Annotated in this window: 24 protein-coding genes; 23 read left to right on the forward strand and 1 reads right to left on the reverse strand. The window is 64.4% G+C overall.

Annotated features, from left to right (window positions below):
• Positions 1 to 12 precede the first annotated feature (12 nt).
• Complete coding sequence (locus IEX25_RS04395; protein WP_188714181.1) at positions 13 to 618, reverse strand: hypothetical protein; 606 nt, start codon at positions 616 to 618, stop codon at positions 13 to 15.
• A 244-nt stretch (positions 619 to 862) separates the two neighbouring features.
• Between IEX25_RS04395 and IEX25_RS04400 the strand changes: the two genes are divergently transcribed.
• From IEX25_RS04400 to IEX25_RS04510, 23 genes are all read left to right on the forward strand, one after another.
• Positions 863 to 1,327 (forward strand): hypothetical protein, encoded by a 465-nt coding sequence (locus tag IEX25_RS04400; protein ID WP_188714182.1) that lies wholly within the window; start codon positions 863 to 865, stop codon positions 1,325 to 1,327.
• Between the two features lie 301 nt (positions 1,328 to 1,628).
• Complete coding sequence (locus tag IEX25_RS04405; RefSeq protein ID WP_103173238.1) at positions 1,629 to 1,994, forward strand: NADH-quinone oxidoreductase subunit A; 366 nt, start codon at positions 1,629 to 1,631, stop codon at positions 1,992 to 1,994.
• Entirely contained in the window at positions 1,985 to 2,518 is a 534-nt protein-coding gene (locus tag IEX25_RS04410) for a NuoB/complex I 20 kDa subunit family protein (protein ID WP_103173190.1), read from the forward strand. The genes IEX25_RS04405 and IEX25_RS04410 overlap by 10 nt, the downstream gene beginning before the upstream one ends.
• Positions 2,519 to 2,521: 3 nt before the next feature.
• Positions 2,522 to 3,139, forward strand: a complete 618-nt coding sequence (locus IEX25_RS04415; protein WP_103173189.1) for an NADH-quinone oxidoreductase subunit C — start codon at positions 2,522 to 2,524, stop codon at positions 3,137 to 3,139.
• A 4-nt stretch (positions 3,140 to 3,143) separates the two neighbouring features.
• A complete protein-coding gene (locus IEX25_RS04420) occupies positions 3,144 to 4,382 on the forward strand; it encodes an NADH-quinone oxidoreductase subunit D (protein ID WP_188714183.1) in 1,239 nt (412 codons plus the stop codon).
• Entirely contained in the window at positions 4,382 to 5,299 is a 918-nt protein-coding gene (gene nuoE, locus IEX25_RS04425) for an NADH-quinone oxidoreductase subunit NuoE (RefSeq protein ID WP_188714184.1), read from the forward strand. The genes IEX25_RS04420 and nuoE overlap by 1 nt, the downstream gene beginning before the upstream one ends.
• 15 nt (positions 5,300 to 5,314) lie before the next feature.
• Positions 5,315 to 5,530, forward strand: a complete 216-nt coding sequence (locus IEX25_RS04430) for a DUF5337 domain-containing protein (protein ID WP_188714185.1) — start codon at positions 5,315 to 5,317, stop codon at positions 5,528 to 5,530.
• A 27-nt stretch (positions 5,531 to 5,557) separates the two neighbouring features.
• On the forward strand, positions 5,558 to 6,853 hold the full coding sequence (gene nuoF / locus IEX25_RS04435; RefSeq protein WP_188714186.1) for an NADH-quinone oxidoreductase subunit NuoF: 1,296 nt from the start codon (positions 5,558 to 5,560) through the stop codon (positions 6,851 to 6,853).
• A 101-nt stretch (positions 6,854 to 6,954) separates the two neighbouring features.
• On the forward strand, positions 6,955 to 7,359 hold the full coding sequence (locus IEX25_RS04440; RefSeq protein WP_188714187.1) for a DUF5333 domain-containing protein: 405 nt from the start codon (positions 6,955 to 6,957) through the stop codon (positions 7,357 to 7,359).
• 11 nt (positions 7,360 to 7,370) lie between these two features.
• Positions 7,371 to 9,392 (forward strand): NADH-quinone oxidoreductase subunit NuoG, encoded by a 2,022-nt coding sequence (nuoG, locus tag IEX25_RS04445; RefSeq protein WP_188714188.1) that lies wholly within the window; start codon positions 7,371 to 7,373, stop codon positions 9,390 to 9,392.
• Positions 9,393 to 9,397: 5 nt separating this feature from the next.
• Positions 9,398 to 10,165, forward strand: coding sequence for a YNQ4 family lipoprotein (locus tag IEX25_RS04450; RefSeq protein ID WP_188714189.1), 768 nt, complete (start codon positions 9,398 to 9,400; stop codon positions 10,163 to 10,165).
• A 16-nt stretch (positions 10,166 to 10,181) separates the two neighbouring features.
• Positions 10,182 to 11,213, forward strand: coding sequence for an NADH-quinone oxidoreductase subunit NuoH (gene nuoH, locus IEX25_RS04455; protein WP_188714190.1), 1,032 nt, complete (start codon positions 10,182 to 10,184; stop codon positions 11,211 to 11,213).
• 3 nt (positions 11,214 to 11,216) lie between these two features.
• On the forward strand, positions 11,217 to 11,402 hold the full coding sequence (locus IEX25_RS04460) for a hypothetical protein (RefSeq protein WP_188714191.1): 186 nt from the start codon (positions 11,217 to 11,219) through the stop codon (positions 11,400 to 11,402).
• Positions 11,402 to 11,893: an NADH-quinone oxidoreductase subunit NuoI gene (nuoI, locus tag IEX25_RS04465; RefSeq protein WP_103173180.1), complete on the forward strand. Its 492-nt coding sequence runs from the start codon at positions 11,402 to 11,404 to the stop codon at positions 11,891 to 11,893. Before IEX25_RS04460 ends, nuoI begins: the two co-directional genes overlap by 1 nt.
• Entirely contained in the window at positions 11,890 to 12,303 is a 414-nt protein-coding gene (locus IEX25_RS04470) for a carboxymuconolactone decarboxylase family protein (protein ID WP_103173179.1), read from the forward strand. Before nuoI ends, IEX25_RS04470 begins: the two co-directional genes overlap by 4 nt.
• On the forward strand, positions 12,300 to 12,902 hold the full coding sequence (locus IEX25_RS04475; RefSeq protein ID WP_188714192.1) for an NADH-quinone oxidoreductase subunit J: 603 nt from the start codon (positions 12,300 to 12,302) through the stop codon (positions 12,900 to 12,902). The genes IEX25_RS04470 and IEX25_RS04475 overlap by 4 nt, the downstream gene beginning before the upstream one ends.
• A gap of 59 nt (positions 12,903 to 12,961) precedes the next feature.
• Positions 12,962 to 13,267, forward strand: a complete 306-nt coding sequence (nuoK, locus tag IEX25_RS04480) for an NADH-quinone oxidoreductase subunit NuoK (protein WP_103173177.1) — start codon at positions 12,962 to 12,964, stop codon at positions 13,265 to 13,267.
• Positions 13,268 to 13,273: 6 nt separating this feature from the next.
• On the forward strand, positions 13,274 to 15,517 hold the full coding sequence (gene nuoL, locus IEX25_RS04485; protein ID WP_103173176.1) for an NADH-quinone oxidoreductase subunit L: 2,244 nt from the start codon (positions 13,274 to 13,276) through the stop codon (positions 15,515 to 15,517).
• Position 15,518: 1 nt separating this feature from the next.
• Entirely contained in the window at positions 15,519 to 17,087 is a 1,569-nt protein-coding gene (locus IEX25_RS04490) for an NADH-quinone oxidoreductase subunit M (RefSeq protein WP_188714193.1), read from the forward strand.
• A gap of 10 nt (positions 17,088 to 17,097) precedes the next feature.
• Positions 17,098 to 18,603 (forward strand): NADH-quinone oxidoreductase subunit NuoN, encoded by a 1,506-nt coding sequence (gene nuoN, locus IEX25_RS04495; protein WP_188714194.1) that lies wholly within the window; start codon positions 17,098 to 17,100, stop codon positions 18,601 to 18,603.
• A gap of 10 nt (positions 18,604 to 18,613) precedes the next feature.
• The gene (locus tag IEX25_RS04500; RefSeq protein WP_188714331.1) at positions 18,614 to 19,372 is read left to right on the forward strand and encodes a biotin--[acetyl-CoA-carboxylase] ligase; all 759 of its coding nucleotides are present in this window, start codon (positions 18,614 to 18,616) and stop codon (positions 19,370 to 19,372) included.
• Between the two features lie 3 nt (positions 19,373 to 19,375).
• Entirely contained in the window at positions 19,376 to 20,155 is a 780-nt protein-coding gene (locus IEX25_RS04505) for a type III pantothenate kinase (RefSeq protein WP_103173173.1), read from the forward strand.
• The gene (locus IEX25_RS04510) at positions 20,148 to 21,824 is read left to right on the forward strand and encodes a ribonuclease J (RefSeq protein ID WP_188714195.1); all 1,677 of its coding nucleotides are present in this window, start codon (positions 20,148 to 20,150) and stop codon (positions 21,822 to 21,824) included. Before IEX25_RS04505 ends, IEX25_RS04510 begins: the two co-directional genes overlap by 8 nt.
• Positions 21,825 to 21,827 lie beyond the last annotated feature (3 nt).

Genomic DNA, 21,827 nt, shown 5'->3' on the forward strand with positions numbered 1-21,827 from the left:
GCGGGTCGAAGATCAGGATGCCTGCCTGCCGCGCCGGACCAGCCGCGATACGAACCGAAGCGGCGCCGTCACCCGCCACGACGTGCTTGCCAGGAACGCAGCCTCGCACTGGCTTGCCTCGGCGCGGGCCTGGTCGCGCTCGGCCGTCAGCCGCTGGCAATCCGCTGCAAGGCCGTCACGTTCGGAACGCAGCTTCTGTTCAGCCTGCCGTGCCGCCGTCAAGTCGGCCGCAAGACGCGCGCGTTCCGCCGAAAGTCTGCTCGACTGGGCCTCCAGGCTGTCGCATGTCTCTACGGCCTTGGCCAGTGCGGCGGAAAGCCTGTCCGCCCTTGCCTTTTCTTCCTGCGAGAGGGCAGAGGCTTCCTGAACCCTGCCGATCAGGTCCACCATGCGCAGCGACGCCACAGTGGGATCGTTCAGGGCGATCGACAGTTCCTGTCTTTCCGCCTGTTCCTGTTCCTGCTGGTTGGCGAATGTCTTCAACTGCCGTTCGGCGGTCTCGTGGCGTTCCATCAAGGTGCCGTGGCGCGCATTCAGCTCGTCGAATTCCGCCCTGCGGCGATCCAGCTGCCCGCCAAGATCGTCCAGGGCGTTTTCCGCAAGGCTGGGATCTTCCATCATCTGCTCCGGCGCATCCACGGGCTACGTCCCCGAGGCTGTTTGTTGGAGAAGGTTTGGCAAGTCCGGCCGGCAAGCCATGGGCGCTTGGTCCGAGACGCGCCCGAAGAACCGAAATGCCCGGTGCGTCATCCGGGTTCTGGCCAGGTCGTCAACGATGTCGTGTAGGGGCGCGAACGGAACAAGTTGTTCGTCAAGAGGTTGGTTCGCCAATGCACCCTTTTTGAACGTAACGGAGGAAGGTATGTCTATCAAATCGCTTACCGCGCCGCTGGCGATCGCGGCCGCCCTTGGCTTTGGCTCCACCGCCTTTGCGCAGACGATGGTGGGGACGCAGGAAATCAGCGAAGCCGACATGGCTGCCGTTGCCGAACATTGCCGGACCCTGGCCATGGGTTCGGACGATCAGGCCACCAGCGCGACCGAGCCGGGCGGCGACGCCGGCAATTCCGGCAATGCGGACAACGATTCGGTGGCTGGAGCCACCCCCGACACGGATGCCGGCACCATGGACGGCGCACAGCCGACCACGGGCAACGAAGGCAACCAGGACAACGACTCGCCCGACCCGGCCATGGCTGCGACGGCTTCCGACAACACGGCCACCGCGACGACCGGGCTGGAAGGCAACCAGGACGCCGACCAGTTCTCGGGCACGATCAACATGGAGGTCATCACGCTGGCCGATTGCCAGGCTGCGGGGATGTAATCCTTCGGTCTCATCCTGCGACAGAAGGCAGCCTTTCGGGGCTGCCTTTTTTGATGGATCACGTCCCCGTGGCTGTCATTGGACGTCTTGAAACCGGGGCCGCCGGGAACCATCTGAGCGACAGGCGACCGGGAAGCGACTTTCCGTATCGCCTTGCAGCCAATGTTGAAGCGCCGCGAATTGCACCTGAGGCAGGGTTTGCCGCCCGTTGACCCCGCTGGCCCACAGGTCTAAACGGACGCCTAGCTAACCCGTCGCGGGCAGCCACAGCTTTTCCGCGGCCGACAAGGGAAACTTGCCCGTGGAAACCTTGCTCCAGGACTATCTGCCGATCCTCGTTTTCGCGGGAATGGCCTCGGCGCTGGCACTGATCCTGATCCTTGCGGCCGTTGTCGTCGCCGTGCGCAACCCGGACCCGGAAAAGGTCAGCGCCTATGAATGCGGCTTCAACGCCTTCGACGACGCGCGGATGAAGTTCGACGTGCGCTTCTATCTGGTGTCGATCCTGTTCATCATCTTCGACCTCGAAGTGGCCTTCCTGTTCCCCTGGGCGGTCAGCTTCGCGGGCCTGTCGGACGTGGCCTTCTGGTCGATGATGGTGTTCCTGGCCGTGTTGACCGTGGGCTTTGCCTATGAATGGAAGAAAGGTGCGCTTGAATGGGCGTGATGACCGGAATGAATACCGCCGGTCCCGACCGTGAGGTCGCGACCGCCGCGCTGAACCAGGAATTGCAGGACAAGGGTTTCCTGCTGACCAAGACCGAAGACGTCATCAACTGGGCGCGCAACGGCTCGCTGCACTGGATGACCTTCGGTCTGGCCTGCTGCGCGGTCGAGATGATGCATACCTCGATGCCGCGCTATGACGTGGAACGCTTCGGCACGGCGCCGCGCGCGTCCCCGCGCCAGTCGGACCTGATGATCGTCGCGGGCACCGTGACCAACAAGATGGCCCCGGCGGTCCGCAAGGTCTATGACCAGATGCCCGAGCCGCGCTATGTCATCAGCATGGGAAGCTGCGCCAACGGCGGCGGCTATTACCATTACAGCTATTCGGTGGTGCGCGGCGTGGACCGGATCGTGCCCGTGGACATCTATGTCCCCGGCTGCCCGCCGACGGCCGAGGCGCTGCTTTATGGCATCCTGCAACTCCAGCGCCGGATCCGGCGCACCGGCACGCTGGTGAGGTAAGTCATGGCCGTCTATCCCGACATCGACGCGCTGGAACAGCTTGCCGACCATCTTCGCCTGCGCTGCGGGGACCAGGTTCTGGATGCGACCGTCGCCTTCGGCGAGCTGACCGTGACCTCGACGCTGTCCAGCATCGTGGACCTGATCGAGTTTCTGCGCAGCGACAGCAGCTGCCGTTTCTCGACCCTGATCGACATCACCGCCGTTGATCATCCCGAACGGGTGCAGCGGTTCGACATGGTGTGGCACCTGCTGTCCATGTACCAGAACCAGCGGATCCGCGTGAAGGTCGCCATCCGCGAGGATGAAGTCGTGCCGTCGATCACGCGCATCCACCCCTGCGCCAACTGGCTGGAACGCGAAACCTTCGACATGTTCGGGATCCTGTTCTCGGGCCACCCGGACCTGCGCCGCATCCTGACCGATTACGGCTTCAGCGGCTTCCCCCTGCGCAAGGACTTCCCGACCACCGGCTATGTCGAGGTTCGCTATGACGAGTCCGAGAAGCGGGTGATCTATGAGCCCGTGCGCCTGACGCAGGAATACCGCCAGTTCGACTTCCTTTCGCCGTGGGAGGGCGCAAAATACGTGCTGCCCGGCGACGAAAAGACCAAGGGGTAAGGCCATGGACGGCGATATCCGCACCAACCAGTACGACGATGGTTCCGCCGACACCCTGGTCGGCGAACAGAAGATCCGCAACTTCAACATCAACTTCGGTCCCCAGCACCCGGCGGCGCATGGCGTGCTGCGCATGGTGCTGGAACTGGATGGCGAGGTCGTCGAACGCGCCGACCCGCATATCGGCCTGCTGCATCGCGGCACCGAAAAGCTGATGGAAAGCAGGACTTACCTGCAGAACCTGCCCTATTTCGACCGGCTGGACTATGTCTCGCCCATGAACCAGGAACATGCCTGGTGCCTGGTGATCGAGCGTCTGACCGGCACGGTCGTGCCGCGCCGCGCCAGCCTGATCCGGGTCCTGTATGCCGAAATCGGGCGGATCCTGAACCACCTTCTGGGCGTGACCACGGGGGCGATGGACGTGGGCGCCCTGACGCCGCCCTTGTGGGGCTTCGAGGCGCGCGAGGATCTGATGATCTTCTATGAACGCGCCAGCGGGTCGCGCCTGCACGCCAACTATTTCCGTCCGGGCGGCGTTCACCAGGACCTGCCGCCGGATCTGATCGACGACCTCGACGCTTGGTGCGACCGTTTCCCCAAGCTTCTGGACGACCTGGATACGCTTCTGACCGAGAACCGGATCTTCAAGCAGCGTCTGGTCGGCATCGGCATTGCCACCGAACAGGACGCGCTGGACTGGGGCTTTTCCGGGGTCATGGCGCGCGGTTCGGGCTTGGCATGGGACCTGCGTCGCTCTCAGCCCTATGAATGCTATGACGAATTCGACTTCAAGATCCCGGTCGGCCGGAATGGCGACAGCTATGACCGCTATCTGATCCGCATGCAGGAAATGCGGGAATCGACCAGCATCATGAAGCAGGCCATTCAGAAGCTGCGGGCAGAACCCGTGGGCGACGTGCTGGCGCGCGGCAAGCTGACCCCGCCTCGGCGCGGAGAGATGAAGCGCGACATGGAAAGCCTGATCCACCATTTCAAGCTTTACACCGAAGGCTTCCGCGTTCCCGCAGGCGAGGCTTATGCCGCGGTCGAGGCCCCCAAGGGCGAATTCGGCGTTTATCTGGTCAGCGACGGGACCAACAAACCCTATCGCGCCAAGCTGCGCGCGCCGGGCTTTGGGCATCTTCAGGCCATGGACTTCCTGGCCAAGGGCCATCTTCTGGCCGACGTGCCCGCCCTGATCGCCACCCTTGATATCGTGTTCGGAGAGGTTGACCGCTGATGCTCCGCCGTCTTTCGCCGGTTCAGCCGGACAGCTTCGCATTCACGCCCGCCAACCTGGAATGGGCCTATGCCCAGATGACCAAATACCCGGAAGGCCGCCAGCAATCGGCGATCATCCCGGTTTTGTGGCGCGCGCAGGAACAGGAAGGCTGGCTGTCGCGGCCTGCCATCGAATACTGCGCCGAACTGCTGGGGATGCCCTATATCAGGGCGCTTGAAGTGGCTACATTCTACTTCATGTTCCAGCTGCAGCCTGTTGGCAGCATTGCGAATATCCAGATTTGCGGCACCACGACCTGCATGATCTGCGGGGCCGAGGATCTGATCGAGGTCTGCAAGCGCAAGATCGCGCCGACACCGCATACCTTGTCCGCCGATGGCCGGTTCAGCTGGGAAGAGGTCGAGTGCCTGGGTGCCTGCACCAATGCGCCCATGGCCCAGATCGGCAAGGATTATTACGAGGATCTGACGCCCGCGAAGCTGGAAGAACTGATCGACGCCTTCTCGGCCGGTCAGGTGCCGCTGCCCGGCCCGCAGAACGGCCGCTATTCGTCCGAGCCTCTGGGTGGTCCGATCGCGCTTGCCGACCTGAAGGGGCAGGGCGACCCGCTGAACGCAAGCGCCGCCCTGGCGCGCGACATCGGCGAGACGGTCAAGCGGATCGACGGGACCGAGGTGCCGATCCTGACCAAATGGCTGCGCAACCCCAAAGCCGCCGTGGACGACCGGACCGGCGTGGATAGCGCGCCGGAAGCCGAACCGCGCCCTTCGGAAGGCGTGCCTGCGGATGCGACCGGCATAACCGAGCAGGAGGCGCAGGCTGCATCTGCCGCGCGTCCCGTTTCGGACCGCAATCCCGCCGGTATCCGGGGGATCGAGGAAGCGGAACAGAAGGACGAGACGACGGACCGATAGGCCACGGGGAAGGCGATGCGCGGAACAGGGCAGGATCGTGATGCGGGCGAGATGCGGCTGGCGGCCCTTGTGATCGCCGGCGCCATGGGCCTGTGGCTGCTGGTCCAGGCGCTTGGCAGTTATTACGACTGGGCCGGGAAATGGGCCTATCTGGCGGATCTGGCCGCCATCGGAGCTTTTGTCTGGTCGCTGATCGTGACCTGGCGTATCTGGCGGCGCAGGAAGTCCTGACGCCCGGATGAGAGGATTGAGAACAGGATGCTGAAAGATCAGGATCGCATTTTTACCAACCTCTACGGGATGGGCGACCGTAGCCTGGCGGGCGCACGCAAGCGCGGCCACTGGGACGGCACGGCCGAGATCCTTGCCCGTGGCCGCGACAAGATCGTGGAACAGGTGAAGGCATCCGGGCTGCGCGGCCGGGGGGGCGCGGGCTTTCCGACCGGCCTCAAGTGGTCCTTCATGCCCAAGGAATCGGACGGCCGCCCGTCCTATCTGGTCATCAACGCCGACGAATCCGAACCCGCGACCTGCAAGGACCGCGAGATCATGCGCCACGATCCGCATACGCTGATCGAAGGCGCGCTGATCGCCAGCTTCGCCATGGGCGCGCATGCGGCCTATATCTATATCCGGGGCGAGTTCATCCGCGAAAAGGAAGCCCTGCAGGCCGCGATCGACGAATGCTATGACGCAGGGCTGCTGGGCGCGAATGCCGCCGGATCCGGCTGGGACTTCGACATCTACCTCCATCACGGCGGCGGGGCCTATATCTGCGGCGAGGAAACGGCCTTGCTGGAAAGCCTGGAAGGCAAGAAGGGCATGCCCCGCATGAAGCCGCCTTTCCCGGCGGGCGCGGGTCTGTACGGCTGCCCGACGACCGTGAACAACGTGGAATCCATCGCGGTGGTCCCGACGGTGCTGCGGCGCGGCCCGGAATGGTTTGCGGGCTTTGGCCGCCCGAACAACGCAGGCGTCAAGCTGTTCGGCCTGACCGGGCATGTCAACACGCCCTGCGTGGTCGAGGAAGCCATGTCGATCCCCATGAAGGAGCTGATCGAGAAGCATGGCGGCGGCATCCGCGGCGGCTGGAAGAACCTCAAGGCGGTGATCCCCGGCGGCGCCTCTTGTCCGGTGCTGACGGCGGAACAGTGTGAAAACGCCATCATGGATTACGACGGAATGCGGGAACTGCGGTCGTCCTTCGGCACCGCCTGCATGATCGTGATGGACCAGCAGACCGACATCATCAAGGCGATCTGGCGGCTGTCCAAGTTCTTCAAGCATGAAAGCTGCGGCCAGTGCACACCCTGCCGCGAGGGCACCGGCTGGATGATGCGCGTGATGGAGCGTCTGGTGCGCGGCGATGCCGAGGTCGAGGAAATCGACATGCTGTTCGACGTGACCAAGCAGGTCGAAGGCCACACCATCTGCGCCCTGGGCGACGCCGCCGCTTGGCCGATCCAGGGCCTGATCCGCAATTTCCGCGAGGAGATCGAGGACCGCATCAAGGCCAAGCGCACCGGACGCATGGGGGCGATGGCCGCGGAATGAGGGCAGGGGCGGCATATCACGCCCCTGTCGCGGGGTCGTGTCGGGCGAAAGTCCACGCCGGTGGTTATGTCGGAAGACGCAACCAACCAAGGACGCCTGCCATGATCCGCACCGCCTTCGCTTCAATCGCCACGCTTGCCGCCCTGACGGGCCCTGCCGCCGCCCTGCCGCCCTTGTCGCAGGAACGCCATATCAACGACAGCCTGGTTCAGGCGCGTGTGGCCGACGTTCTGCGCAAGGGCTGCCCGACCCTTGACGCGCGCCTGGTCCGGGCCTTTTCCGAGGCCCGCAAGCTCAAGCGTTATGCGCTGGACCAGGGCTACAGCGAATCGCAGATCGACGCCTTCCTTGACAGCAGGGACGAGCGTCGTCGCATCTATGCCGAGGCCGACCGCTATATGGTCGCCAATGGGGTGGTGAACGGCCAGCCCGACACGTTCTGCCGTCTGGGGCAGCAAGAGATAGAACGGAAGACGATCGCCGGATCGCTTCTGGTTGCCAGGTAAGGAAGAAACCGATGGCCGACTTGCGGACAATCAAGATTGACGATGTTGAGATCGCGGTCGATCCCAACCTGACCCTGATCCAGGCCTGCGAGATGGCGGGGATTGAGATCCCGCGCTTTTGCTATCACGAACGGCTGTCGATTGCCGGCAACTGTCGGATGTGCCTGGTCGAGGTGGTGGGCGGTCCGCCCAAGCCTGCCGCGTCGTGCGCCATGCAGGTCAAGGATCTGCGCCCCGGCCCCGATGGCGCGCCGTCGGAAATCCGCACCAACAGCCCCATGGTCAAGAAGGCCCGCGAGGGCGTGATGGAGTTCCTGCTGATCAACCATCCGCTGGACTGCCCGATCTGCGACCAGGGCGGCGAATGCGATCTGCAAGACCAGGCAATGGCTTACGGCGTGGACTTCAGCCGCTATCGCGAACCCAAGCGCGCGGCCGAGGAACTGAACCTGGGTCCGCTGGTCGAAACCCACATGACCCGCTGCATCAGCTGCACCCGCTGCGTGCGCTTCACGACCGAGGTCGCGGGCATCAGCCAGATGGGCCAGACGGGCCGCGGCGAGGACAGCGAGATCACCAGCTATCTGAACGAGACGCTGGCCTCCAACCTGCAGGGCAACATCGTCGATCTGTGCCCGGTGGGCGCTTTGGTCAGCCGTCCCTATGCTTTCCGTGCGCGGCCCTGGGAGTTGCGCAAGACCGAAAGCGTCGACGTGATGGATGCGCTTGGCAGCAACATCCGCATCGACGTGAAGGGGCGCGAGGTCATGCGCATCCTGCCGCGCAACCATGACGACGTGAACGAGGAGTGGATCAGCGACAAGACCCGCTATGTCTGGGACGGGCTGCGCCGCCAGCGGCTGGACAAGCCCTATATCCGCGAGAACGGCAAGCTGCGCCCGGCCACCTGGGCCGAGGCTCTGTCGGCGGCGGCCGCTGCGATGAAGGGCCGCAAGGTCGCCGGTCTGGTGGGCGATCTGGCCCCGGTCGAGGCCGCGTTCAGCCTGAAGCAACTGGTCCAGGGTCTGGGCGGCAATGTCGAATGCCGCACCGATGGCGCGCGGCTGCCTGCGGGCAACCGGGGCGCCTATGTCGGCAACGCGACGATCGCCGACATCGACAGCGCGAAGCGCATCCTGCTGATCGGCACCAACCCGCGTGACGAAGCGCCCGTCCTGAACGCCCGCATCCGCAAGGCCTGGGCGCATGGCGCGCAGGTCGCGCTGATCGGCGATCCGGTCGATCTGACCTATGACTATCACCACCACGGCAATGATCGTGCCGCGCTGACCCATCTGGTCAAGGACGACCTCAAGTCCACCGCAGGCACGCCGGGCATCGTGATCGTGGGCCAGGGTGCCCTGCGCGAGGCGGATGGGGAAGCCGTGCTGGCCAATGCCATGCGCATCTGCGAACTGGACGACTGCAAGCTGATGATCCTGCACAGCGCGGCTTCGCGTGTTGGCGCCATGGATGTGAGCGCCGTAACCGAGGGCGGGCTGGCTGCGGCCATCGACGGGGCCGAGGTGATCTACAACCTCGGCGCGGACGAGGTGGATGTCGCGCCGGGTGCCTTCGTGATCTATCAGGGCAGCCACGGGGATCGCGGCGCGCATCGGGCCGATATCATCCTGCCCGCCGCCTGCTATACGGAAGAAAACGGCCTGTTCGTGAACACCGAGGGGCGTCCGCAACTGGCCCTTCGCGCGAACTTTGCGCCTGGCGAGGCCAAGGAGAACTGGGCGATCCTGCGCGCACTGTCCGCCGAATTGGGACAGGCGCTGCCTTGGGACAGCCTGACGCAACTGCGTCGCGCGTTGGTGCAGGCCGTGCCGCATCTGGCGATGATCGACCAGGTGCCGGAAAACGAATGGCGCCCGCTTGATCGGCTGGATCTGGGCAAGGCCACGTTCCGCTATGCGATCACGGATTTCTATCTGACGAATCCGATCGCCCGGTCCTCGCCCCTGATGGGAGAGTTGTCGCGGATGGCGGCGGCCCGCAGGCAATCGCCCGCCATGGCGGCCGAGTGACCACCATGCGGCCAGCGTCCTGCCAGCCACGGTTCGCGGTCGCAGCCCTTGCCGGGGCTGCGATCCTGTCCGGCTGCGCAGGCGATGCCGGCGGCGAACGCCCTCCGGCCAAGCCCGCCACGATGACGGCAAGGGTCGCGACCCCTGGCGCCGCGCCGGGCAAGGCACCGCTGACGCTGGCCCGCATCTCGACCAAGTCGGGCGAGATCCTGATCCTGGAACCCGATGGCAAGGTCACGACCATGGCGCTCGACAGCCCGGAAGGGCAGGACGCCTTCGCCGTGACCGAGGCCGATCTGATGGCGCTGAACGCGAACCTGGATCTGGACCTGGGCGGGATGGTTGCCGCAGACCTGCCGCCGCGGCAGACCGCGCAGGAAAAGGCGCTCGAGGAATTCGCGGCCCGGACCCAGCCCGCACTGCCAAGCTGGGTCGAGGGCACCGAACTTGACCCCGAGGATTTCCTGGGCGTCCGTGTGGCGTCCCTGGATCCGAAGGGGTCCGGCGATCTTGTCGAGGTGACGGCAAATCTGCGCAAGGGGGTGGACGCCGATATCGCCTTCTCGTATGCCACCTGCGCACTGGCCGGTTGGGCCAAGCGGAATGGCGAGGCATATGGCCGCCATGTGCGCACGCTGCAGGACACGCGGGATGGCAAGCTGACGATCGGGGCCGCGTTCACGCTGTCGGATCAAAGGCCGATGGGTTTGCGTGTGATGGAAACGGAAGACACCTTGCGCGAATGCAAGGAACGCGGCATTCCCGCCGCGTAACGGGATAGGGACGGGCATGGCTGAATTCTGGGCATCCTCTCTGGGCATGACGATCCTGATGCTGGCGCAGGGTCTGGCGGTGATCGCCTTTGTCATGCTGTCGCTGATCTTCATGGTCTATGGTGACCGCAAGATCTGGGCCGCCGTGCAGATGCGGCGCGGACCGAACGTGGTCGGCCCCTGGGGGCTGCTGCAAACCTTCGCCGACGCGCTGAAATACGTGCTGAAGGAAATCGTCATTCCTGCGGGCGCGGACAAGTTCGTCTTCTTCCTGGCGCCCTTCCTGTCGATGACCCTGGCCCTGCTGGCCTTCGTGGCGATCCCCTTCGCGCCCGGCTGGGTGATGGCCGACATCAACGTGGGCATCCTGTTCATCTTCGCCGTCTCCTCGCTCGAGGTTTACGGCGTGATCATGGGCGGCTGGGCCTCGAACTCGAAATATCCGTTCCTGTCCTCGCTGCGGGCAGCGGCGCAGATGATCTCGTATGAGGTCAGCCTGGGCCTGATCATCATCGGGGTCATCATCTCGACCGGGTCGATGAACATCACCGCCATCGTCGAGGCGCAGGCCGGTGCAGGGCTGCTGTCGTGGTACTGGCTGCCGCATCTGCCGATGCTGGTGCTGTTCTTCGTGTCGGCCCTGGCCGAAACGAACCGCCCGCCCTTCGACCTGGCCGAGGCGGAATCCGAACTGGTCGCGGGCTTCATGGTCGAATACTCGTCCACGCCCTATCTGCTGTTCATGGCGGGCGAATACATCGCGATCTGGCTGATGTGCGCGCTGATCAGCCTGCTGTTCTTCGGGGGCTGGCTGTCGCCCATTCCAGGCATCTCGGACGGCGCGCTGTGGATGTTCCTGAAGATGGTCTTCTGGTTCTGGATGTTCGCCATGGTGAAGGCCATCGTGCCGCGGTACCGCTATGACCAGTTGATGCGGATCGGCTGGAAGGTGTTCCTGCCCCTGTCGCTGGGCTGGGTCGTCCTGGTCGCCTTCCTTGCGCGCTTCGAGGTCTTCGGATCGTTCTGGGCACGCTGGGCAGGGGCATAAGACATGGCTTATTCCAACAAGATCGCCGAAATACTGGCCAATGCGTCCGAAACCGACAAGGTCGAGTTCGCGCATTTCCTGGCCAACAATCTGGACAGTGCCGAACAGTCCCGTGACGGCGCCAGGGTCCGCGCCTATGTGGCGGCATTCGACCGCTTCGCCGCGCCCAAGCAAGGGGAAGAATTCTGATGGCTTTCGACATCGCCCGCGCGACCAAGTATTTCCTGCTGGTCGATTTCCTGAAAGGGTTCGGCCTTGGCGTGAAGTACTTCTTCGCGCCCAAGGCGACCATCAACTATCCGCACGAGAAGGGGCCGCTGTCGCCGCGCTTCCGGGGCGAACACGCGCTGCGCCGCTACCCCAACGGCGAGGAACGCTGCATCGCCTGCAAGCTGTGCGAGGCGATCTGCCCCGCCCAGGCGATCACCATCGACGCCGAACCGCGCGAGGATGGCTCGCGCCGGACCACGCGCTATGACATCGACATGACGAAGTGCATCTATTGCGGCTTCTGCCAGGAAGCCTGCCCGGTCGATGCCATCGTGGAAGGCCCGAACTTCGAATTCGCGACCGAGACGCGCGAGGAGCTGTTCTACGACAAGCAGAAGCTTCTGGACAACGGCGCCCGCTGGGAGGCCGAGATCGCCCGCAACCTGTCCATCGACGCGCCCTACAGATGAGCGACGCTTTCACCAAGCTGTTCCAGCAGATGATGCAGTCGGGCCAGGAAATGGCCCGCGCATTCAATCCTGCCCTGGAAACCTTCGATCCCCGCGCGTTCGAGAAGATGATCCCGACCATGCCGGCGGACATGCTGGAAATGTGGTTCGGGCGCACCTTCAACCGCGACGGGCTGGACGCCAAGACCCGGCTGCTGGTGACCCTTGCCGCGCTGACCGTCCAGGGCGCCCATGCCGAGCCGCAGTTGCGCCTGACCATCCGCCACGCCATCGAGGCGGGTGCGACCGCGCGCGAGGTGGCCGAGGTCATCTATCAGATGGGCATGTTCGGCGGCATCCCGGCCATGCAGAAGGCGCTGGAAATCGCCCAGGGCGTATTCACCGAACATGAAGGGAAACAGGCCGAATGATCACCTTCGCCTTTTATCTGTTCGCAATCTCGGTCTGCACGGCGGGCTTCATGGTGGTCCTGTCTAGGAACCCGGTGCATTCGGTGCTGTGGCTGATCCTAGCCTTCATCGCCTCGGCCGGTCTGTTCGTTCTGCAGGGCGCCGAATTCGTGGCGATGCTTCTGGTGATCGTCTATGTCGGCGCGGTCGCGGTGCTGTTCCTGTTCGTCGTGATGATGCTTGATGTCGATTTCGCGCAGCTTCGCGGGGAACTGGCGGGCTATCTGCCGCTGGCCGGGCTGATCGGTCTTGTCCTGCTGGCACTGCTGGTCATTGCCTTCGGAGGTTGGGAAATTGCCAGCCAGGCCACGGACCTGCGTGCCGCGCCCGTCCTGGACCAGGCGATGAACACCAATGCTATCGGCAGCATTCTTTATGACCGCTATCTGCTGCCGTTCCAGATTTCGGGGCTGATCCTGCTGGTCGCGATGATCGGCGCGATCACCCTGACCATGCGTCATCGGCGCGACATCAAGCGCCAGGACGTGCTGGAACAGATGTATCGCGATCCGGCCAAGGCCATGGAACTGCGCGACGTGAAGCCGGGGCAGGGGCTATAAGCCCCCCTTGCCTGGCCGACAGACATTGAACGGGTAACGACCCGAAGGGACGAAAGACGATGATAGGCTTGACACATTACCTTGTCGTGGGGGCGATCCTGTTCGTCGCCGGGATCTTCGGCATCTTCGTGAACCGCAAGAACGTCATCGTCATCCTGATGTCGATCGAACTGATCCTGCTGTCGGTCAACATCAACTTCGTGGCCTTCTCGGCCCATCTGGGCGATCTTGCGGGGCAGGTCTTCACCATGTTCATCCTGACCGTCGCCGCCGCCGAGGCCGCCATCGGCCTGGCGATCCTGGTGGTCTTCTTCCGCAACCGCGGCTCGATCGCGGTGGACGATGTCAACGTGATGAAGGGGTAAGCGGTCATGGTGCAATTCATCCTGTTCGCGCCCCTGGTTGCCGCCCTGATCGGCGGTTTCGGCTGGCGCATCATCGGCGAAAAGGCCGCGCAGTTGCTGACCACGGGCGTGCTGTTCGTCTGCGCCCTGTTTTCCTGGATCGTCTTTCTGGGCTTCAACGGCGAGACCCAGCACATTCCGGTCATGGACTGGATCGTCTCGGGCGATTTCAGCGCCGAATGGGCGATCCGCCTGGACCGCCTGACGGCCATCATGCTGATCGTGGTGACGACGGTCTCGGCGCTCGTTCACCTGTATTCGATGGGCTACATGGCCCATGACGACAACTGGACGCATCACGAACACTACAAGGCGCGCTTCTTCGCCTATCTGTCCTTCTTCACCTTCGCCATGCTGATGCTGGTGACGGCGGACAACCTGCTGCAGATGTTCTTCGGCTGGGAAGGCGTGGGCGTCGCATCCTACCTGCTGATCGGCTTCTATTACCGCAAGCCGTCAGCCAACGCCGCCGCCATCAAGGCCTTCATCGTCAACCGCGTGGGCGACTTCGGCTTCCTGCTGGGCATCTTCGGCCTGTGGTGGATGACGGGTTCCATCCAGTTCGACGCGATCTTCGCCCAGGTGGCGGAACTGGCGAATGTGCAGATGCGCTTCCTGTGGACTGAATGGAACGCGGCGAACCTGCTGGCCTTCCTGCTGTTCGTGGGCGCGATGGGCAAGTCGGCGCAGCTGTTCCTGCACACCTGGCTGCCCGATGCCATGGAAGGCCCGACCCCGGTGTCCGCGCTGATCCACGCCGCGACCATGGTGACGGCCGGCGTGTTCCTGGTCTGCCGCATGTCGCCGCTGTTCGAGTTCGCGCCCGAAACCAAGATGTTCATCACGATCATCGGCGCCTCGACCGCGTTCTTCGCGGCGACGGTGGGTCTGGTGCAGAACGACATCAAGCGCGTGATCGCCTATTCGACCTGTTCGCAGCTGGGCTATATGTTCGTGGCGGCGGGCGTGGGCGTCTATTCGGTGGCGATGTTCCACCTGTTCACGCATGCCTTCTTCAAGGCGATGCTGTTCCTGGGCGCGGGTTCCGTGATCCACGCGATGCACCATGAACAGGACATGCGGAACTATGGCGGGCTGCGCAAGAAGGTGCCCTATACCTTCGCGGCCATGCTGATCGGCACGCTGGCCATCACCGGCGTGGGCATCCCGTTGACCCATATCGGCTTTGCGGGTTTCCTGTCCAAGGACGCCGTGATCGAAAGCGCCTATGCATCCGGCGTGGGCTATGCCTTCTGGCTGCTGGTGATCGCGGCGCTGATGACCAGCTTCTATTCCTGGCGGCTGATGTTCCTGACCTTCTGGGGTGCGCCGCGCCCGCAAAAGGTCTGGGATGCCGAGATCAAGGCCGAGGAAGAAGTCCAGCCCGTTCCCGCCGCCCATGGACATGGCCTGCACGGCCACGATGACCACGGTCATCACGACCCGATGCACGCGCATCACCATGCCCATGAAAGCCCCCCGGTGATGACTGCGCCTCTGGCTGTCCTGGCTTTGGGTTCGATCTTCGCGGGCATGATCTGGTACGGCAGCTTCTTCGGCGACGACGTGCAGCGCTTCTTTGGCCTACCCGAAGCGGCGCATGAGCAGGCCGAGGGCGGCCATGGCGAGGCGCTTGACGGCGCCGTGGCCGAGGCGCCGCATGGGGAACCCGCCGGTGCCGCGACCCATGCCGCCGCCGGTGCCGCCAGCGACCCGGCCGAGGAGACTGCAGCGGACGGCCACGAGGCCCTTGCAGGATACGAGCAGGGCGCGATCTTCATGCGGTCCGACAACCACGTCATGCATGACGCGCACTATGTCCCGACTTGGGTGAAGCTGTCGCCCTTTGTGGCGATGCTGATCGGGCTGGGCCTGTCCTGGCTGATGTATATCCGCTATCCGAATGCGCCGGCGAAACTGGCCGCGCAGCAGCCCGCCTTGTACCAGTTTCTGCTGAACAAGTGGTATTTCGACGAGATCTATCACTTCGTCTTCGTCCGGCCCGCCTTGTGGATCGGCCGCAAGCTGTGGACGGGCGGCGACGGAGCGGTTATCGACGGCGCCATCAACGGGGTGGCCATGGGAATCATCCCGCGCCTGACGCGCTTCGCCGGTCGCGTGCAGTCGGGCTATGTGTTCCATTATGCCTTTGCGATGGTCGTAGGCATCGTGGGCTTGCTGATCTGGGTGATGATGCGGGGCGCGCACTGACATGACGAACCTTCTTTCGATCATCACCTTCCTGCCGATCGTGGCAGCGGGGATCCTGGCCCTGTTCCTGCGGGGCGAGGACGAGGCCGCGCAGCGCAATGCCAAGTGGCTGGCGCTGATCGCCACCACGGCCACCTTCCTGATCTCGCTGTTCGTGCTGGCGGGCTTCGACCCGACCAATACCGGCTTCCAGTTCGTCGAGGATCATCCCTGGATCATGGGCCTGCGCTACAAGATGGGCGTGGACGGCATCTCGGTCCTGTTCGTGATGCTGACGACCTTCCTGATGCCGCTGACGATCCTGTCCACCTGGGACGTGAAGACCCGCGTCAAGGAATACATGATCGCCTTCCTGGTCCTGGAAGGCCTGATGATCGGCGTCTTCACGGCGCTTGACCTGATCCTGTTCTATCTGTTCTTCGAGGCCGGCCTGATCCCGATGTTCCTGATCATCGGCATCTGGGGGGGCGCGAACCGCATCTACGCGACCTTCAAGTTCTTCCTTTACACCTTCCTCGGATCCGTCCTGATGCTGGTGGCGATGATCGCCATGGCGCGCACCGCCGGAACGACCGACATCGCGCAACTTCTGGCCTTCGACTTCCCGTCCGAGACGATGCGCGTCCTGGGCTTCACGGTGGTCGGCGGAATGCAGACGCTGCTGTTCCTGGCCTTCTTCGCCAGCTTCGCGGTCAAGATGCCGATGTGGCCGGTTCATACCTGGCTGCCGGACGCGCACGTCCAGGCCCCGACCGCGGGGTCGGTCGTGCTGGCGGCGGTGCTGCTGAAGATGGGCGGATACGGCTTCCTGCGCTTCAGCCTGCCGATGTTCCCGGTGGCCAGCGACATGCTGCAGCCGCTGGTCTTCTGGATGTCGGCCATCGCCATCGTCTACACCTCGCTGGTGGCTCTGGTGCAATCCGACATGAAGAAGCTGATCGCCTATTCGTCGGTTGCCCACATGGGCTTCGTCACGATGGGGGTGTTCGCCGCGAACCAGCAGGGCCTGGACGGGGCGATCTTCCAGATGGTGTCGCACGGCTTCATCTCGGGCGCGCTGTTCCTGCTGGTGGGCGTGATCTACGACCGGATGCACACGCGGGAAATCGACGCCTATGGCGGCCTGGTCAACCGGATGCCGGTCTATGCCCTGGTCTTCCTGTTCTTCACGATGGCGAATGTGGGCCTTCCCGGCACCTCGGGCTTCGTGGGCGAGTTCCTGACCCTGATGGGAACCTTCAAGGCCAATACCTGGGTGGCCTTTGTCGCGGCGACCGGCGTGATCCTGTCGGCGGGCTATGCGCTGTGGCTTTACCGCCGCGTGACGCTGGGCGCCCTGGTGCGCGAAAGCCTGAAGACCATCACCGACATGACCCCGCGCGAAAGGTGGATCTTTGCGCCGCTGATCATCATGACGCTGTATCTGGGCGTTTATCCGCGCGCCGTCACCGACATCACCGGCCCCGCCGTCGAGGCGCTGCTGGTCAACTATCACGAAGCCCTGCCGCATGACGGACGCGACGGGCTGGCCGTGACCGCCCAGGCGGACGCGGCCGATGCCAGCCATTGAGGAAAGCACGATGACCGCGCTCGATTTCTCGACCATCCTGCCGGAACTTGTGCTGGCGATCTATGCCATGGCGGCCCTGATGGCCGGCGCCTATTTCGGCAAGGACGCGATCGCGCGTCCGATCCTGTGGGCCACCGTTGCCGCGCTGCTGGTGGTCGGGCTTTACGTCGGCTTTGCCGATCGCCCGGCGCAGGTGGCCTTTTTCGGCATGTTCACCGACGATGCCTTCGCCCGGTTTGCCAAGGTGACGATCCTGATCTCGGCCGCCGCCGTCCTGGCGATGAGCGCCGAGTATATGGAGCGTCACAACCTGCTGCGCTTCGAGTTTCCGATCCTGATCACCCTGGCCGCCATCGGGATGATGATGATGGTTTCGGCCAGCGATCTTCTGTCGCTGTACATGGGGCTGGAACTGCAGTCGCTGGCGCTTTACGTCGCCGCCGCCATGCGCCGGGACAGCGTGAAATCGTCCGAGGCCGGGTTGAAGTATTTCGTCCTTGGCTCGTTGTCCTCGGGGATGCTGCTTTACGGCGCCTCGCTGGTCTATGGCTTCTCGGGCACCACCAGCTTTGCCGGCATCGTGCAGGTCGTGGTCGGCGGGCAGTTGTCCGTGGGCCTGCTGTTCGGCCTGGTCTTCCTGCTGGTCGGGCTTGCCTTCAAGGTCTCGGCGGTGCCGTTCCACATGTGGACGCCCGACGTCTATGAAGGCGCGCCGACGCCGGTGACCGCCTTCTTCGCCACCGCACCCAAGGTCGCGGCCATGGCGCTGATCGCGCGGCTGATGTTCGATGCCTTCGGCAACGTGCCGGGCGACTGGGGCCAGATCATCGCGGCGCTTGCCGTGCTGTCGATGTTCCTGGGATCCATCGCCGGGATCGGTCAGCGCAACATCAAGCGCCTGATGGCCTATTCCTCGATTGCGCATATGGGCTTTGCCCTTGTCGGGCTTGCGGCCGGAACGGCCTTCGGCGTGCAGTCGATGCTGCTGTATATGGCGATCTATGCGGTAATGAACGTGGGCACCTTCGCCTTCATCCTGTCGATGGAACGCGACGGGCGGCCGATTACGGATCTGGAAAGCTTGAACCGCTTCGCTCAGGTCCATCCGGTCAAGGGCTTTGCGGTCCTGTTCCTGATGTTCAGCCTGGCAGGCGTGCCCCCCTTCCTTGGCTTCTTCGCCAAGTATGGCGTGCTGACAGCGGCTGTGCAGGCGGGCATGTCCTGGCTGGCGATCCTGGGCGTGATCGCATCGGTCATCGGGGCGTTCTATTACCTGCGCATCGTCTATTACATGTGGTTCGGGGCCGAAAGCGAGGGCGTGGAAAGCCGCATGGGCGCGGTGCAGTATCTGGCGCTGATCGTCCCGGCCGCGATGCTGCTGATCGGCGCGGTGTCCATGTGGGGCGTCGATACCGCTGCGGCGACGGCGGCGGACTCGCTGGTGGCCATGACCACCGTGCCTGCCGATGCGGCGCTTCTTCCCGACACCTCGACCGAGACTCCTGCCGTTGAGTAGCGGCACCTCGCTGTCGGTCTGGCCCCAGGGCGTGGCCCGCCACGTCCTGGAACAGGTTGACAGCACGAATGCCGAAGCGATGCGGATGGCGCCCGCGCTGTCGGGTCCGACTTGGATCATGGCGCGCCGCCAGACGGCGGGCCGCGGCCGGCGGGGCCGGGCCTGGACCGATCCGCCCGGCAATTTCGCGGCGACCCTGGTCCTGCGTCCCGAAGGCGGTCCGGCGGATGCCGCGCGGTTGTCCTTTGTCGCGGCGCTTGCCGTGCATGACGCCCTGCGCCAGCTTTGCGGGCCGCAGCTGAACGTGGCGCTGAAATGGCCGAACGACGTGCTGCTGAACGGCGGCAAGCTGTCGGGCATCCTGCTGGAAAGCATCGGGTCCGGCGGCGCGATCCAAGCCCTGGCCATCGGCATCGGCGTCAACCTGGCCGCCGCGCCGGAGACGGGCCTGCTGGAACCCGGCGCGACCCGGCCGGTCGGCCTGCTGGGTGAAACTGGCCTGGCCGTCAGCCCCGACGATTTCCTGGCGGCGCTTGCCCGCGCCTTCGACGACTGGCACCGGCAGATGCGGACCTATGGCTTCGGCCCCATCCGCGAGGCATGGCAGGCCCGCGCCACCCGCCTGGGCGAGACGATCATCGCCCGCACCGGCACGACCGAGACGACCGGGCGCTTTGACGGGATCGACGAAACAGGCGCGCTGATCCTCTCCGGCCCGAGGGGCAGGCAGGCGATCCCAGCGGCCGACATCTATTTTGCGGGGGTATGACCCGTGCTTCTGTGCATCGACACCGGAAACACCAACACGGTCTTCTCGATCTGGGACGGCGGGCGTTTCCTGGCGCATTGGCGCATCTCGACCGATCATCGGCGGACGGCGGATGAATACTTCGTCTGGCTGTCCACGCTGATCGAAGGGCAGAAGTTCGGCCTGGACATCGACGCCTGCATCATCAGCTCCACGGCGCCCCGCGTGGTCTTCAACCTGCGCGTGCTGTGCAACCGCTATTTCGACACCCGGCCGCTGGTGGTGGGCAAGCCCGACTGCCTGCTGCCGGTCGATCCGCGCGTGGACGAAGGCACCGTGGTTGGTCCCGACCGGCTGGTCAACACGGTCGCGGCCTTTGCGCGTCACGGGCCGGATTTGATCGTCGTGGATTTCGGCACGGCGACCACCTTCGACGTGGTGGATGTGGACGGCGCCTATATCGGCGGGGTGATCGCGCCCGGCGTGAACCTGTCGCTGGAAGCCCTGCACATGGGCGCGGCCAGCCTGCCGCATGTCGATGTGACCATGCCCGCCCGCGTGATCGGCACCAACACCGTCGCCTGCATCCAGTCGGGGATCTTCTGGGGCTATATCGGTCTGGTGGACGGGGTCGTGCGCCAGATCCGGGCGGAACGGGACCGCCCGATGAAGGTCATTGCAACCGGAGGGCTTGCGCCGTTGTTCGATCAGGGGTTTGACCTGTTCGACGCAATCGAAGACGATCTGACGATGCACGGGCTGCGGCTCATTCACGATTACAACAAGGAGATGGGCAATGGCTGAGCGCCTGATCTATCTGCCGCTGGGCGGCGCGGGCGAAATCGGCATGAATGCCTATGTCTATGGCTATGGCACGCCTGGGCGCGAAAGGCTGATCCTGGTCGATCTGGGCGTCAGCTTCGGCGACATGGACAGTAGCCCGGGCATCGACCTGATCATGCCCGACCTGTCCTGGCTGGAACAGAACCGCGACCGGCTGGAGGCGATCTTCGTCACCCACGGGCACGAGGATCACCTGGGCGCCCTGGGGCACCTGTATGGACGCCTGAACGTTCCCATCTATGCCCGGCAGTTCACCGGTGCCCTGGTCCGCCTGAAGTTGGAGGAACAGGGGCATTCGCCCTCGGTCGTCAACATCGTGGGCGCGCGCCCCGAGGTGACGCAGGTCGGCCCCTTCACCGTGCAGTTCGTCCCTGTCAGCCACTCCATTCCCGAAAGCGCCGCGCTGATCATTGACACGCCCGCGGGCCGGGTCGTTCATACGGGCGATTTCAAGCTGGACGGAACGCCGGTGGTGGGCGATCCCTTCGATCCGATCGCCTGGCACCACATCGCTGCCGAGGGGCGGGGCATCAAGGTCCTGACCTGCGACAGCACCAACATCTTCTCGACCCATCCCGGCCGGTCCGAGGCGATGCTGGCCAATCCGATCCTTGAATGGGTCGTGGCGCAGAAGAACATGGTTGTCGCCACCACCTTCGCCAGCAACATCGCGCGGCTGAAGACCCTTTCGGATGCCGCCATTGCCGCGAACCGCAAGGTTTGCCTGCTGGGCCGGGCCATGCGCAAGATGGTCGCGGTGGGTCTTGAAACCGGCGTCCTGACGGATTTCCCCGACACTATCGGCCCCGAGGAAGCCGCCAGCCTCCCGCGCAACCAGGTCATGCTGCTGGCAACCGGCAGCCAGGGCGAACGTCGTGCCGCAAGCGCGCAACTGTCCCGCGGGCGTTACCTGGGGCTGATGCTGAAGGAAGGAGACAGCTTCCTGTTCAGTTCCAAGACCATCCCCGGCAACGAACGCTCTGTCGGGCGGATCATGAATTCGCTCAGCGAATTGGGGGTCGAGGTGTATGACGCCGATGACGGGCTTTATCACGTCTCGGGGCACGCCAACCGGCCGGACATCGCGGCTTTGCACGAGCTTCTGAAGCCGCAGATCGTGATCCCCATGCATGGCGAGCATCTGCACCTGCGCGAGCATGTCATGATGGCCCGCGCCAAGGGGATCGCGGCCGAAATCGCGACCAACGGCACCATGCTAGACCTGACCGGCGATGCGCCGCGCGTGGTGGACCAGGTGGAAACCGGGCGGCTGTATCTGGACGGCACCGTGCTGATCGGCGCCATGGACGGCGTGGTCCGCGACCGCATCCGCATGGCGCTGAACGGCCACGCGCTTGTCAGCGTGATCGTGGACGAGGATGACAACGTCCTGCCCGACGCCTGGGTTGAACTGATGGGCCTGCCCGGCCGCACCCGGGGCGGCGAGAATCTGGGCGCGCATATCGAGGGCGAGTTGTCCGAGTTCCTGGAAGGCGCGGACGCCCGCGTGGTGCGCGACGACGCCAAGATGGACGAGGCGATTCGCAAGATCACCCGCCAGGTCGCGATGGAGGAAATCGGCAAGAAGCCCGAGGTGACGGTCATCATCAGCCGGTTGATGGGGGAATAGGGC

Source organism: Paracoccus acridae (assembly GCF_014642735.1).
In the GTDB taxonomy this organism is placed as follows: Bacteria; Pseudomonadota; Alphaproteobacteria; order Rhodobacterales; family Rhodobacteraceae; genus Paracoccus; species Paracoccus acridae.